This is a genomic window from Patiriisocius marinistellae (assembly GCF_009014635.1).
GTDB lineage: Bacteria > Bacteroidota > Bacteroidia > Flavobacteriales > Flavobacteriaceae > Patiriisocius > Patiriisocius marinistellae.
Genome location: NZ_BKCF01000003.1, coordinates 22103 through 37414, shown reverse-complemented (window position 1 = coordinate 37414; position 15312 = coordinate 22103). Strand labels below are relative to the sequence as shown.

The window sequence follows — 15312 nt, the reverse complement described above, 5'->3', positions numbered from 1 at the left end:
AAAAGTTGAAACTAATACTCTTAAAATTAAGATTCTCTCCAATTTTATTTTACTTCCAATGTATTTGCCTTTCGCTCATTATACAATTGTTTAACAATACCATCAGCTAAACCAATTTTAGGGACATAAATATTTTTTGCTTTGCTCCATTTCATTGCAGAGAGATATATTCTAGTTGCAGGAACAATCACATCTGCCCTATCTGGGTTCATTTGTAGTTCAAAGATTCTCTCGTGATAGGTTAAATCTTTTACTTTTTCGTAAAAATTAGCTAAGAAGAAATAGCTAAGCGGTTTGCCTACTTTCTTTTCACTATAGCGATAAATGCTATTAATATTTCCACCACTACCAATTACTTCTAGCTTATTGTAATCTTTTGTATTTTCAACAATCCAGCTTTTCACTTCATCCCAGATGGTATCTCTAATCATATCATTAATGATACGCACTGTACCTAACTGAAAAGATTTTGAAATCACACTTTTACCCTTTGCAAATACAGTAAATTCAGTACTCCCCCCACCTACATCAACATATAGAAACACCTTATTATCTTGTATAAGTTCTTTTAAATCTGTTGATGCAATTATGGCAGCTTCATCATTTCCATCAATAATTTGGATATTTACTCCTGTAGTATCTAAAAGTTTTTTGGCTAAATCATTACCATTTTTAGCTTCACGCATAGCAGAAGTTGCACAAGCCCTGTATGCTACAACTTTATGGTTTTTCATTATTAAACTAAATGCTGTCATCGCATCAAGCATACGTTTGTAATTTTCTTCAGAAATCCTCCCTTGTAAAAAAACATCTGCACCGAGCCTAATTGGCAATCGTACTAAAGATGTTTTTTTAAATTGTGGTGCATACCCATCCTTTTCAATTACCGTAGCTATTAAGAGCCTGATGGCATTTGAACCTATATCGATTGCAGCAAATTTTTCAATTGTTAACACAGTTATGCTTCTAGTTTATTTTTATAATATTCGTACAATGCAAATTGCGAACGTACTTTTACCTTATTATTTTTACGATATTTATTGTCTTGATTTTGGTTAACAATACGAGCTTTCACATTATCACTCCAACAAATTTCAAACGTATCATTAATTTCTTGTTTTATATTTTCATCATAAATAGGGCATGTAATTTCAACTCTATTGTCAAGATTACGACCCATAAAATCTGCTGAAGATATATACAGTTTTTGATTTCCACCATTTTCAAAAATAAACAATCTAGGATGTTCTAGAAATTTATCGATGACACTAATGATCTCAATATTTTCACTCATTCCTTTAACACCCGGAATTAAACAACAAATTCCGCGTACTATCAATTTAATTTTCACTCCAGCTCTACTCGCAGCATACAAACGGTCGATCATTTTATAATCAGATAGACTATTGAGCTTCAATTTTATTCCGCTAGGTTTACCTTTTATATTGTTTAATATTTCGGTCTCTATTAAAGAGTAAAGTGAATTTCTAGTATAATGAGGTGATACTATTAAATGACGGTATTTTTTAATTTTATAATTAACTTCGAAGAAGTCAAAAACTTTATTAAGCTCCTTCCCTATTTTTTGATTTGATGTAAATAAGGTATAGTCTGTATATATTCTTGCGGTAGATTCATTAAAATTTCCTGTACTGATAAATGCATAACGAACAATCCTACTATTTTCCTCTCTCTCAATAAGGCATACTTTGCTGTGAACTTTTAATCCTGCCACCCCAAAGATTAATTTTACACCCTCACCTTGCATCTGTTCGGCGTAATAAATATTTGCTTGTTCATCAAAACGAGCTTGCAACTCAATCTGTACTGTTACTTCTTTTCCGTTTTTTGCTGCATTTATCAATGAGCTTGCAATGTGAGAAATTTCGGCTAGACGATAAATAGTAATTTTAATTGCTTTTACTGCCGGGTCTAATGCTGCTTCTCTCAAAAATTTTACTACATAAGAAAACGTTTGATAAGGGGCGTAAAGCAGGTAATCTTTTTGCGCTATTTTATCAAGCAAACTTCCTTGCAGGCTTAAACCTGGAATAGGTAATGGGGTAATTTTCTTGTATTGTAAATCTTCACGACCTAAGCTAGGGAATCCCATATAATCACGACGATTATGATAACGACCTCCAGGAATAATACTATCTGTGGAGTCAATCCCCATTTTAAACATTAAAAAATCTAGTGTTTCTTTGTCTATTCTCTTGTCATAAACAAATCTAACAGGGTCACCAGCACTTCTATTTTTTACACTTTTTGATATTTTATCAATAAAACTTTTACTCAAATCACTTTCAATATCAAGCTCTGCATCACGCGTAATTTTAATCATGTGCGCAGAAATACTATCATATTTAAAAATGCTAAAAATGTTGTTTAAACAATACCTAATTAAATCATCAAGTATAATAATGTATTGTTTATTTCCATCTGCGGGTAATTCTACAAAGCGCTCAACATTTTTAGGAATTTCAATTAGTGCATACGTGTTTTTAGCTTCAAAAGCTTTGTCCTCTTTAGACATCACCATTTTAACTGCTAAATAAGCTGCACTATCTTTTAAAGAAGGAAATTTTTCTAATTCGCCAATCATTATTGTTACTAATGCTGGACTAACTTTTGTAATAAAATAATTAGCTATAAATGCTTTATGATTATCTGAAACTTCTGTTTCTTTTATAATATAAATATGTTCTTTTTCAAGTTCTCTTTCAATAGTATTTAAAATACTTAAACTTGTTTTTTGATGCTTGATAACAGTTTGAGTGATTTCCTCCATTAATTCTGAAGCAGAAATTCCTCCTAGAAAACTACGCCCGCCCTTTCCAGCCTCTGCAATTCGTTTAATCGTTGCATAGCGTACTTTAAAAAATTCGTCCAGATTATTTGAAAATATTCCAATAAAACGCAATCGTTCAATTAATGGTGTTGCTGTATCCTCTGCTTCCTGTAAAACACGAGCATTAAATTGCAACCAACTCATTTCTCTATTAAAATACTTATTCTGTAAACTAGACCCTGTCCCTATTTCTTCTGTCATTCGTTTATTTTAAATCTCTAGGAAATACCTTTTTAATGGTTTTACCTGTTACTATATTGCTCCATGAATCAACATCAAACTGTATTGCTACAAAGCCACTTGTGGTTACATTTTCAATAAATGTATCCCCAAGCATATTTACAATCGAAGTAAGCGCATGATTATGCCCCACAAGCATTACGAGATTTAAATCATCATCAAGCCCCTTAATTACTTCCATCAACTGTTGTCCACTAAAATCGTATAATTCGTGATTCGTTTTAAAAATAGCATCTTCAAGTCCAAAAGCACTCTTAAAAAACAACGCTGTTTCATAAGCTCTTACAGCGTCACTTGATACTAACAATTGCGGTCGTTCCATTATTGATGCTACGTGAGCAGCGACTAATGGTGCGTCTTTTTTACCTCTTCCTTTTAACGGTCTTTGATGGTCATTTACATCGTGTTTCCAAGAAGATTTTGCGTGTCTCGCAAGATATAATGTTTTCATAATTAATTTTTCTATAATTTTCTACTGAAATATTAAGGCTGCAACCTCCTAGTTATCCATTGTCCATTCTCTATACTATATTGAATTCGGTCGTGTAACCTGCTTGCTCTCCCTTGCCAAAACTCAAATTCTAATGGGATAATCAAATAACCTCCCCAATTTAATGGTTTAGGAATACCTTTGTCTTCATATTCGTTTTCTAGAAGTGTCAGTTTTTTTTCGAGAGCTACTCTATTAACAATAGGACTACTTTGGTCAGAAACTAGTGCACCTAGTTGACTAGCACGAGGTCTTGAATTAAAATAAGCTATGGATTTTCCTTCTGAAATTTTCTGCGCCTTTCCTTTGATAATAATTTGTTGTTCAAGTGCTGGCCAAAAGAACGAAATACATACTTGATTATTCTCAGCAATAGCTTGTCCTTTTTCACTAGAATAGTTAGTGTAAAATATAAAGCCTTCTTCTGTTACTTCTTTTAATAGTACAACACGAGCTCTAGGCATTCCGTTCTTACTTGCCGTGGTTAAAGTCATTGCATTAATTTCTTCAACAACATTTTCATTCTCAGCATTAGAGAACCAAGCATTAAATTGTTTCATTGGGTCAACATTAATATCATTTAAATCAAGTGTTCCCTTTTCGTAGGATTTTCGGTATTCATGAAGATTTTTATCCATCAATTATTGCTTTAACGCAAGGTACAAAGTTTAAAGTTTGTTTGAAATATGGGGTTGTTTAAATTTTGGTTAAATGTTGAAAAGAATATTGCTATTAAACAATTATTAATAAAATTTTGAATAGCCAATTAACACAATTTAACAATTTCTGAAAAAGAAAATATTTATTTTTAGTTCATTAAAATTATCGTTTCAGCAATGTTTCGGTAATTATTGCTCATAATATTTTACAATTAATACTAAAACATCAATCACATTATGAAAAACAAATACTTCTCTTACAGTATAATTGTGTTGTTTATTTTTTCCACCCTACACATTTCGGCACAGAAAAATAGAAATAATAATTCTCAAAAAGTAACTAATGACAGCGTATTTAATGGTTTAAAATTACGAAGCATAGGACCAGCTTTCATGAGTGGACGTATTGCTGCGATTGCTATACATCCAGAAAATGAAAATATTTGGTACACTGGTGTTGCTTCTGGAGGTGTATGGAAAACTGTAAACTCTGGTACAACGTGGACTCCTATTTTTGACGAACAAGCCACTTTTGCCATTGGAGCTGTTACTATTGACCCAAACAATTACAGTACAATTTGGGTAGGTACAGGCGAGGACGTTGGTGGAAGACATATTGCTTTTGGAGATGGCGTTTATAAAAGTATGGATGGTGGTACTACTTGGGAAAATATGGGGCTTAGAGATTCGCAACATATTTCAAGAATTATTGTACATCCAGAAGATAGTAATATTGTTTGGGTTGCATCGCAAGGTCCCCTTTGGAATAGTGGTGGAGACCGCGGATTGTACAAATCGATAGATGGTGGTAAAACATGGAAAAAAACACTAGGTAATGACGAATGGACAGGTGTTACCGAAGTTGTCATTGACGATGAAAACCCAGATGTTTTGTATGCAGCTACTTGGGATAGACATCGTACCGTTGCAGCATATATGGGCGGTGGACCCGGTTCTGGATTGCATCGCAGTACAGATGGTGGTGATACGTGGACGAAACTAACAAATGGGCTTCCTTCAGGAAATATGGGGAAAATTGGTCTAGCTATATCTAGCTTTAATACAAAAACCTTGTACGCCGCTATTGAGTTAGAACGAAGAACGGGAGGACTTTGGCGAAGTGATGATGGAGGAAGTTCATGGCAAAAACAATCTAACACTGTGACGGGTGGAACTGGGCCGCACTATTACCAAGAACTATATGCTTCGCCACATCAAGATGGGCGTTTGTATTTGATGGATAATAATTTACAAATTTCAGAAGACGGTGGAAAAACATTTTACCGCATGAATGAAAAGAATAAACACGGTGACAATCATGCAATTGCCTTTAGACAGGATGATCCAGACTATTTATTAGTAGGTAGTGACGGTGGATTGTATGAAAGTTTTGATCTAACTAAGACTTGGAAATATGTTGAAAATTTACCAGTAACACAGTTTTACAAATTAGCAGTTGATGACGCAAAACCTTTTTATAATATTTATGGTGGAACCCAAGATAATAGTACTGAAGGGGGACCATCTAGAACAGATAATGTTCATGGGATACAAAATAGTGACTGGAAAGTAATTTTAAATTGGGACGGACATCAAACTGCTACGGAACCCGGTAATCCTAATATAGTATATGCAGAAAGACAAGAGGGAACACTTTCAAGAGTTGATATAAGCACAGGGCAAGTAATTGACATTCAACCACAACCAGGTGAAAACGAGGTGTATGAGCGTTATAACTGGGATGCCCCAATTTTAGTAAGCCCCCACGCTCCTACTACAATTTATTTTGCTTCGCAACGCGTGTGGAAATCTGACAATCGTGGTGATGATTGGACAGCTATTTCTGGTGATCTAACTAAAAACCAAAATAGAATTGAGCTTCCTATTATGGGTAAAAAACAATCTTTCAATGAAGGTTGGGATGTATATGCAATGAGTAATTATAACACAATTACATCATTAGCAGAGTCCCCAAAACAAAAAGGACTTCTTTATGCAGGTACAGATGATGGAATTATACAAGTGACAGAAGATGGAGGCGCAAACTGGAGAAAAACTACAGTGGGTTCATTACCTGGAGTTCCAGCAACTGCTTTTGTAAATGACATTCGTGCAGACCTATTTGATGCCAATACTGTATATGTAGCTTTAGACAATCATAAATATGGCGACTTTAATCCTTACCTTTTAAAGAGTACTAATAAAGGTAAAACGTGGACTTCAATTTCAAGTAATATTCCAGAACGTACTATGGTGTGGCGATTGGTTCAAGATCACGTGAAAAAAGATTTGCTTTTTGCTGCGACTGAATTTGGAATCTATTTTACAATCAATGGTGGTACTAGTTGGACAAAACTCGAAGGTGGCGTTCCCACAATATCGTTTAGAGATATTACTATTCAACGTAGAGAAAATGATCTTGTTGGTGCTTCATTTGGTCGAGGTTTTTATATTCTTGATGACATTACTCCTTTGCGTGAATTAACATCTAGTACATTGGAGCAAGAAGCTAAACTATTTGCTACTAGAGATGCTTGGTGGTATGTAGAAAGACCACATTTGAGTTTTGAAAGTGGAAAGGGAAGTCAAGGTGACAGTCATTTTGTTGCTCCAAATCCAGATTTTGGTGCTGTATTTACATATTATTTAAAAGAAGCACCTATGACTGCTAACGCAAAGCGAATGAAATCTGAGAAAAATTATACAAGCACAGATGTGCCATTTCCAGGTTATGATGCACTAGCTGCAGAAAGCATAGAAGAACAACCGCAGCTTATATTTGCTATAGAAGATACTACTGGCGAAATTATTAGAAAAATAACAACCACTCCTAAAGCAGGTATGAATCGTATTGCTTGGGATTTAAGATATCCTAGTTTAGAACCAATCATGCTAGAAGAACAAATGACTATGAACGAAGAACAGGATGGTCCAAAAGGCTTGATGGCGCCTCCAGGTTATTACAAAGTAACAATGTATTTACAAGAAAATGGCACTATTAAGAAACTCGATGAAACTATTTCGTTTTCTGTAAAACCTTTGTATGAAGGTGCTCTTAAAGGTGCTTCTTCTGAAATTACATCAAATTTTTGGAGAAATTATGAAAATACTAGTCGAGATATTTCAGCATTAAATATTGGTATTAAAAAAGCAAAACAACGTGTGAACGCTATGGAAAAAGCAGCAATCAAATCAAACCTAGCACCAGGAAGTTTAGAAACACAGTTTAGCAATATCCATAAAGATCTAAATGCGCTGAATAGTGAAATCTACGGAAATCCAGCAAAATTATCTATTGGCGAAAAAACAACACCACTTATAGGTGATAGACTTTTTGCGGTCTATAGAGGTATAGAACGTTCTACATATGGTCCTACATCTACACATAAAAAACAGATGCAAATTATCACTACACAGTTAAATGGAGCTAAAAATAAGCTGAGTGCAATTGAACAAAAATTAGAAACAATAAATAACCAGTTAAAAGCAGCAGGTGCTCCGTATGTAGAAGAATAGAGCTAGTATTTTTTATTTTAAATTTTTATAATGAAGGAAAATATAATATAAGTGTAACAAATTAAAAATTATGTTATCCTTAATATAAACGTAACCACTAAAAATTATAAAAATGTCTAAAATTCAAATAAAACCTCAATCAAAATGGATTACCAGTAAAAAAGTTTTTGCTGTTTTACCGGTATTCATTTTGTTATTTTTCTCAAATTTTTCAATTGCACAGTCTAAAGAAATTAGTGTCGATAGTTTTGATAAGGTTATCGTAAGTCCGCATATTGAAGTTGTTTTCAAAGAAGGAAATAAAGAATCAATAACTATTGAATCTATTACAGTTCCTATTGAAAAATTGAATATTGAAGTAAAAAAAAAGACACTGAATGTATATTTAGACGATGCAAAAATCACCGCAGATAATGAGGTAGAAAATGTAAATGGATATAAACGTAAAACTCCCATCTATAAAAGTACTGTTGTAAGAGCAGTAATAACATATAAAAGTATAAACAATGTAGAATTAAGAGGAGAAGAACGCTTTGACTTTGAAAGTGCATTTAAAGTTGATAAACTAAGATTAAGAATATTTGGTGAGTCTCAAGTTTATTTTAGCGAAGTAAATGCTAAAAATTTACAGGTTTCAATTTATGGAGAAAGTTTTTTAATGGTATCAAAAGGTACTATTGAAAAGCAAAAAATTACAGCGTATGGAGAAACTAAAGTAAATACCCAGGACGTTTTAAGTAAAGAAACAAAATTAACGGCTTATGGAGATGGTGTGTTTCAACTTAACGTTTCAGAAAAACTTAAAGTAACATCTTATGGTGAAGCAACTATAGTCTATTCTGGTAGCCCAACATTAAATAAAGGAATTGTTATTGGAGAAACAAAAATTACTAAAGTCGGTATGTAAGTGCCAACTACATCTAAAACAACAAAATGGGATATGCTTTATATAAAGCGTATCCCATTTTATTTTAAAGAAAAAATCACATAATCTATTATCTTTGAAAATCTAAAATCCACAAATGCCCTACAACCTATTATCCTCCCCATTACAAGGTTTTACAGACGCCCCTTTTCGTAATGCACAACAAAAATATTTTGGAGGAATAGACACTTTTTACGCTCCGTACATTAGGTTTAACCGGAAGATGATTATTAAGGGATCGTATCAGCGAGATTTAGAGCCTGCAGTAAATACAAGCTTAGAAGTTATACCACAAGTAATGACTGCAGACGCAGACCATTTTATTTTTGTAATAAAATACATTCAGTCACTAGGTTACAAAGAACTCAACTGGAATTTAGGCTGCCCTTATCCTATGGTAACAAAAAGCGGCATGGGCTCTGGGCTTATTTGCAATACAGAAAAAATTGACCATATTTTAAACCGTGCACATAGTGAAACTAACGTTACTATATCAATGAAAATGCGCTTGGGGTATGAAAGTGCTTCGGAAATTTTAGACGCATTTCCCATTTTAGAAAACTACCCACTTAAAAACATTGCTATCCACGCACGCCTTGGCAAACAATTATATAAAGGCGGCGTAGATCTAGAAGCCTTTCAACAATGTGTGGATGTTGCTAAGCACACATTATATTATAATGGAGATATTACCACTGTAGAGCAATTTAGAAAAATGCGAGAGCGCTTTCCAACTATTGAACATTTTATGATAGGTCGTGGACTTATAGCAGACCCTTTTCTACCTAGCATGATAAAAGCTAACTCTACAGAATATCCAAAAGACCGATGGGACATTTTTAGAGAATTTCACGATACCATTTATGAGCAATATGACGCAGCACTTTCTGGCCCTACTCCTATTAAAATGAAAATGCTAGGCTTCTGGGAATTCTTTTCACAGTCAACACACAACCCTCAAAAAGTATATAAAGCAATTAAAAAAGCAGGAAATCCATTTAAATACAAACAAGCTGTTGGAGAAATAATTGCTATTCAAAAAAACACTTAACCTCATTTTAAAGATAAATTACATTACTTCCACATCATAAATGTAACTTGGCTTTGATCATTAAAGTGTTTTTTTCGCTTCTAATAAAGCACAAATTATCTAAATTCTTACACAATTCCTTAAAGTAAACGAACACTTGTTTATGTTATTATCAGGTTAATGATTACGTATAAAATGCATAAATTGCGTTATATAAGATGTTAGTGGTTATTTGAACAAAACCTATGTCAGAGAAAAAATATCCAATTGAATACACAGATGAAGAAATTGTCGACAAGATAAATTCTCAATCAAAGTATTTAATGAAAAAAGACTTAACACCAGCCGCAGCTGCAAAATACTCTGGACGAATTACAATCGGATTAACTGAATTGCAAAACCGAAAACAAAACAAACTGAATAATCTGATTGGTGGACTTAACAAAGAAATAAACCTGTTAAGTAAAATTACGACTCACTTTTCTGATAAACAACTGACTTCACTCGGTAGACTTGATAGTTCTTTAGACACCTTGAATTCAGAAGTATCATCATTAACTGGAAGTTCCAAACAGCAGGAATTTAGACTTGATTTTCTTGGCGAACTTATTCATAAATTAAATGAAGAAATTATATTGTTTAGAACATCATCTGAACGAAATGCAATTTCCGCTACAAAAAACACGAGAATATCAATTGGTCTTGTAGTATTTTCAGCATTAATATCTGGAATGGCTTTATTTTTCGCCCTGAAAGATTATGAGGGAGATAAAGTTTGGGAACAAAACCAAATCAATGCTCTGACTGAATTAAATGAAAGTATAAAGTCTTTAGAAAAAAGTAATTTAGCTAAATCAAAAAGTCAAGACAGTTTAATAATTGAATTGAAAAAACTAAAGGAAAAGAAATAAAAACAACTGCTAACACCGTATAAAAATTATTACGGTTTAGTGCTTAATCAAAGGTCGTTGCGTGTTTGTAACGTCTGAATTTCCTTCGGAAAATCCTCGCAGACAAACCCGCAACTATTCTTATACAAACACGTTAGGACTAATTCATAAAAAAAAACAGTATAGAAAATTGAACAATAAAATATTTGAATTAGTTAGTGTAATTGAGGAGATTAAACCCGAAAAGGTAAAGCAAAAAAAATCTGATGAACCTAGTAATCTAAAAGGTTCTTCCGTTATTAATTTAGGTAAAGTATCGAATATAAAAAGATACAATACTGATGAATTAGGAAATAAACTTAATTACAGTCAAGATTTAAAAGGTGGTGGTCATATTAGATTTAACAATGAAAACTATAGAAAGGTTATTGAAATTGCTGAAAGCATTATAGAAACTAAAGAATTTAATGAGTTTACGGATGTGGCATTTATTGAAGAGCATATATGTAATTGGGCTTTTAAAACATACATTGAAAAAAGAGCAAATGAAGAACCGATAAACTATTTGCGTCGTATTCTTGATGACAAAAAGCAGGAATACATTTTCTATTTTTCGACAACTGGTCTTCATATAGAGGAAAATTTGGTCATTGGAAATTCAGAATTAATTCATATCGATGAAGATTTTTTAAATCGGAAAAAAGCAGAATATAAAAAAGATAATAATAATTATGACAGAGCAACTCTAGAAGGTCTGACAAAAGCGCTAAATAACCAAATTGTATTCAAATCTATTGGAATTGGAACAAACGAATTCGCAAGAAAAAAGGCTGTTCAGAATGTAAAAATTAGTGCAAATCTTCTAAAAATGTTTCTTCTAGTTGAGATTAATGACCCAAATACCAGGCTTTTTGATTTGGAATTTGATACTTATCTAATTCCAATGCACACAAGTTTTAGCGAAACTAATACAGATAAATTTGACTTATCACACAATTTAAGTGCTAACTATGGCGCAAAACCAACTGAATTCACTAAAAAGCGTTTAAAAGAAATTGAAAAGTTGGGATTTAATTTTATTAAAAACTATTTAGATAAGAAAGCTTCTTCAGAATTAGATTATTTTATTCGAGATTTGATTATACAAGCGGGTAGATACTCGTCTCAACTAAATCCATACGAAAAAAATGTAATGATGATTTCATGGTTCGAAAGCATTTTCATTCAGGAGCAAAAAGGTAAAAGTAGGGGTTTAACAAAATTAAAACTGTTTGTAATTCCAAATTTAGTTCCATCAAACGAAACTGAACTTTTAGAAAAAATTTTTATTAGTCATTATAGAATAAGAGATAGATATTTACATAACGGATTAGAACTTAGATTTGACAATAATTTATTTTACAAATTTCACTATGTTGCGATTATAATGCTTAAAAAATTGATTACTCTAAGTGAAAATATTAATACTAAGTCAGGAATAATTGATTACTTTGAGAAGAACTAGCCCTAACAAAGTAAAAAAATAGTAGGAGAATGAGCGATTAAACCTATGTTAATTAAGCTTTTGCGAAACCGCCAAATTTTTAAATTTAGCTTATTTAATAAAAAAGAATCAGCTTGTGTCCGTCCGAATGACTTATGCCATTTTTCTCCACACTGCTCATATACAGAGACGTTACCCGCCATACTACTAAAATTTCGAAATGAAGTAAATTTATAAATTTGATAAAGTATTGAATGATCTAATGGATTATTTCATTTTAGGCGATCCAAATTACTTTTTGACTATAAAATAGAGAAGAGTTTGCCAAACAATTTATTAACGGAATTTACTACTCAGGAGTCTGGTAACATTGCTGTAGAAAATGGTGTTATAATACCGCTAATAGGAATTGAATATCATCCTTATATAATATATTTTAACTTGTCAAATGAAATTCCTGAGCTTTTAAAACCTAAAAATAAACTTTTACATAAACGTGAAGGATTTTGTTTAAGAGTTAAGAATGTCAGAATATATTTATAAACAATTCCATATTTGAGGGAATTTACTTCCGAAAAAGGAGCAACTTTAAAAAAATATAAACATGCTAATATCGAAATTGAAAATGGTTGGTATTCCGTGACAATTTTAGGCGGAATTACGAGGCAGGTTAGCGAGAATAAAGCAGTAAATGAAGAAGTTGGAAAATTAGAAACAATGGAACCGACATTTGAATTTATAATTAGAAAAACTATTGAAAAACCAGAATATACGGCTAACTTTTCTTATCAATTTAAAATAGAAACTTAATAAATTCAAATATATTAATTAGTTAACTTTCAAGATACAGTTATATCTCGTTACTTAAACCTCAAAAACTCGCCCATCCTCCGCTAATTCTACATTTTCAAAAATAGTTTTTGCTTCATCTTTAAACAATTTATAATTACCATAGCGGCCAGAATAATGACCCAATATTAGTGTTCCCACATTGGCATTTTTTGCAATTATTGCAGCTTCTTTAGCTGTACTGTGTTTTGTTTTTACTGCAAGGTCATGGTTGTCGTGTAAGAAAGTAGATTCATGATATAATAAAGTAGCTTCTTTTATTTGTGGCACTATTGGCGGGAAATACTCCGTATCGCTACAATATGCGTAACTTTTGGGTTTTGGAGGATCAAAAGTAATTTCTGCATTGGGTATCATTTTACCCTCTTTTGTAATAGCATCTGAGCCTTGTTTTATCTTGCGATAATAACTCATCTCTACATTGAGTGCTCTTGCTTTTTCAACATCTAATCCACGTTCTGCTGGCTTTTCTTTAAATAGAAATCCATTTGTATAAATTCTATGACTCAACGGAATTGTTGTTACAGTAACTTTATCGTCTTCAAATAAAACTTGCGGCTCATCACTTTCTAATTCATGAAAATAGAGTTTGTAATTGGTGTAGCTTTTCCCCACTTTTAATTGAAGCAAAATAGCGTCTTTAATTCCTTTAGGACCATATACGTGCATATCTGCTTCTCTACCTAATAATCTAAATGTAGAGATTAATCCAACTAACCCAAAAAAATGGTCACCGTGCAAATGCGAAATAAATATGTGCTTAATACGTGCAAATTTCACTTTAAATCTACGGAGCTGTACTTGGGTTCCCTCTGCACAATCTATTAAAAATAAGTGTCCTTTTATTTCTAAAACTTGAGACGTAGGGTTTGCATCCCATCGTGGAGTAGCAGAATGACAACCTAGGATAGTTAGTTTCAAATTAAGGTAATTAAATATTAACGATTTAAAATATGGTTTTTAGTGAATCACATAGACTCAAGTGTGATAATAATATTTATATCTTTTGATAGGTCCATAATAATATAGATTTATCAAAATAAGAAATCTATAATTTAACCTAAAGAATATTAAAACCCAAGATCCCGCTCAATCTCTTCCATCTCAATAATATCTTCTCCTTCTTGTAAGGTAGGTACTACCATCATTTCTGGTGGGATTACATCAATATTAATGGCATTATTTACAAGAACAAAAGATTGTTTTGTTTTTCTGTGCATTGTAGAGATATTAAGAAACAATAGTAAATGTTCTAAATCCATCTCATCATATTTCAATAGATTTACAATGATGTTCTTTCCTTCGTATGCTTTTGGGATTATAAATTCTAAATAAGACGCAAAATCTTTAATACCGTCTTTTTCATCTTCAAGAATTACAAACGTATCTGTATTTCTAATTTTCATATTGCTTAATTTTTGATGCTAATAAATATAGTACTGCCATACGGACAGCAACACCATTTTCAACTTGGTCTAGAATAATTGCTTGTTTACTATCTGCAACATCGCTTGTAATTTCTACACCTCTATTTATAGGACCAGGATGCATTAAAACTATTTCTTTATCTAAAGAAGCTAGTATTTTTTTATTCACTCCAAATTGTTGCGTATATTCTCTCGTAGAAGGAAAATAGCTTATATCCATGCGTTCATTTTGAACACGAAGCATATTTGCCACATCACACCAATTTAGAGCATTAACAAGATTAGGCTCAAAAGTAACACCTAACTTCTCAATATATTTGGGCATTAATGTTTTTGGACCACAAACTTTTACGTTTGCTCCTAGTTTTTGCAAAGCAAAAATATTTGATAATGCTACTCTTGAGTGTAAAATATCACCTACGATAACTACATTTTTTCCAGCGACATCACCAAGTCGTTCCCTTATAGAATAGCTATCTAATAATGCTTGTGTAGGGTGTTCATGAGCACCGTCTCCCGCATTTACAATACTTGCATTAATGTGCTTTGATAAGAAAACTCCTGCCCCCGGGTTAGGATGGCGCATTACAACCATATCAACTTTCATTGACAAGATATTATTTACCGTATCAACAAGCGTTTCTCCTTTTTTCACAGAAGATGATGCCGCAGAAAAATTAACAACATCAGCACTTAAACGTTTTTCAGCAAGTTCAAACGAAAGGCGTGTTCGGGTACTGTTTTCAAAAAATAAATTAGCAATGGTAATATCTCGTAGCGATGGTACTTTTTTAATAGGTCTATTTATAACTTCCTTAAAATGGTCAGCCGTCTCAAATATCAATTGGATATCCGCTTCGGTGATATATTTAATTCCCAATAAGTGGTTGACACTTAGCTCGCTCATGTTTTTTTGCCCGTGAATGCGGGTAATTTTTAATTAAATTTTATC

13 protein-coding genes are annotated in these 15312 nt (G+C 32.6%); 6 read left to right on the top strand and 7 right to left on the bottom strand.

Going from position 1 to position 15312, the window contains the following annotated elements:
• Window positions 1–44: 44 nt before the first annotated feature.
• The 4 genes from GB234_RS08850 to pdxH are packed head-to-tail and all read right to left on the bottom strand — an operon-like array spanning window position 45 to window position 4219.
• The gene (locus GB234_RS08850) at window positions 45–956 is read right to left on the bottom strand and encodes a Ppx/GppA phosphatase family protein (RefSeq protein WP_151894203.1); all 912 of its coding nucleotides are present in this window, start codon (window positions 954–956) and stop codon (window positions 45–47) included.
• A 2-nt stretch (window positions 957–958) separates the two neighbouring features.
• A complete protein-coding gene (gene ppk1, locus GB234_RS08845; RefSeq protein ID WP_151894202.1) occupies window positions 959–3052 on the bottom strand; it encodes a polyphosphate kinase 1 in 2094 nt (697 codons plus the stop codon).
• 4 nt (window positions 3053–3056) lie between these two features.
• Window positions 3057–3542 carry a SixA phosphatase family protein gene (locus tag GB234_RS08840; RefSeq protein ID WP_151894201.1) on the bottom strand — a complete coding sequence of 162 codons (486 nt, stop codon included), beginning with the start codon at window positions 3540–3542 and terminating at the stop codon, window positions 3057–3059.
• Window positions 3543–3574: 32 nt separating this feature from the next.
• Complete coding sequence (gene pdxH / locus GB234_RS08835; RefSeq protein WP_151894200.1) at window positions 3575–4219, bottom strand: pyridoxamine 5'-phosphate oxidase; 645 nt, start codon at window positions 4217–4219, stop codon at window positions 3575–3577.
• Window positions 4220–4477: 258 nt separating this feature from the next.
• On the opposite strand from pdxH, the gene GB234_RS08830 reads away from it, so the two are divergent.
• The 6 genes from GB234_RS08830 (at window position 4478) to GB234_RS15145 (ending at window position 12894) form a co-directional block, all read left to right on the top strand.
• Window positions 4478–7756: a VPS10 domain-containing protein gene (locus GB234_RS08830; RefSeq protein WP_151894199.1), complete on the top strand. Its 3279-nt coding sequence runs from the start codon at window positions 4478–4480 to the stop codon at window positions 7754–7756.
• Window positions 7757–7868: 112 nt separating this feature from the next.
• A complete protein-coding gene (locus GB234_RS08825; protein WP_151894198.1) occupies window positions 7869–8663 on the top strand; it encodes a head GIN domain-containing protein in 795 nt (264 codons plus the stop codon).
• Between the two features lie 115 nt (window positions 8664–8778).
• The gene (locus GB234_RS08820) at window positions 8779–9732 is read left to right on the top strand and encodes a tRNA dihydrouridine synthase (RefSeq protein ID WP_151894197.1); all 954 of its coding nucleotides are present in this window, start codon (window positions 8779–8781) and stop codon (window positions 9730–9732) included.
• 224 nt (window positions 9733–9956) lie between these two features.
• Window positions 9957–10622, top strand: a complete 666-nt coding sequence (locus GB234_RS08815) for a hypothetical protein (RefSeq protein WP_151894196.1) — start codon at window positions 9957–9959, stop codon at window positions 10620–10622.
• Between the two features lie 169 nt (window positions 10623–10791).
• The gene (locus GB234_RS08810; protein ID WP_151894195.1) at window positions 10792–12105 is read left to right on the top strand and encodes a hypothetical protein; all 1314 of its coding nucleotides are present in this window, start codon (window positions 10792–10794) and stop codon (window positions 12103–12105) included.
• Window positions 12106–12639: 534 nt separating this feature from the next.
• On the top strand, window positions 12640–12894 hold the full coding sequence (locus GB234_RS15145; protein WP_208997324.1) for a hypothetical protein: 255 nt from the start codon (window positions 12640–12642) through the stop codon (window positions 12892–12894).
• A 54-nt stretch (window positions 12895–12948) separates the two neighbouring features.
• Here GB234_RS15145 and GB234_RS08800 read toward each other — a convergent pair whose 3' ends face one another.
• The 3 genes from GB234_RS08800 to GB234_RS08790 all read right to left on the bottom strand — a co-directional run bounded on the left by GB234_RS08800 (window position 12949) and on the right by GB234_RS08790 (window position 15267).
• Window positions 12949–13854, bottom strand: a complete 906-nt coding sequence (locus tag GB234_RS08800) for a ribonuclease Z (protein ID WP_151894194.1) — start codon at window positions 13852–13854, stop codon at window positions 12949–12951.
• 149 nt (window positions 13855–14003) lie between these two features.
• Window positions 14004–14339, bottom strand: a complete 336-nt coding sequence (locus GB234_RS08795) for a ribonuclease Z (RefSeq protein WP_151894193.1) — start codon at window positions 14337–14339, stop codon at window positions 14004–14006.
• Entirely contained in the window at window positions 14329–15267 is a 939-nt protein-coding gene (locus GB234_RS08790; protein ID WP_151894192.1) for an aspartate carbamoyltransferase catalytic subunit, read from the bottom strand. The genes GB234_RS08795 and GB234_RS08790 overlap by 11 nt, the downstream gene beginning before the upstream one ends.
• Window positions 15268–15312 lie beyond the last annotated feature (45 nt).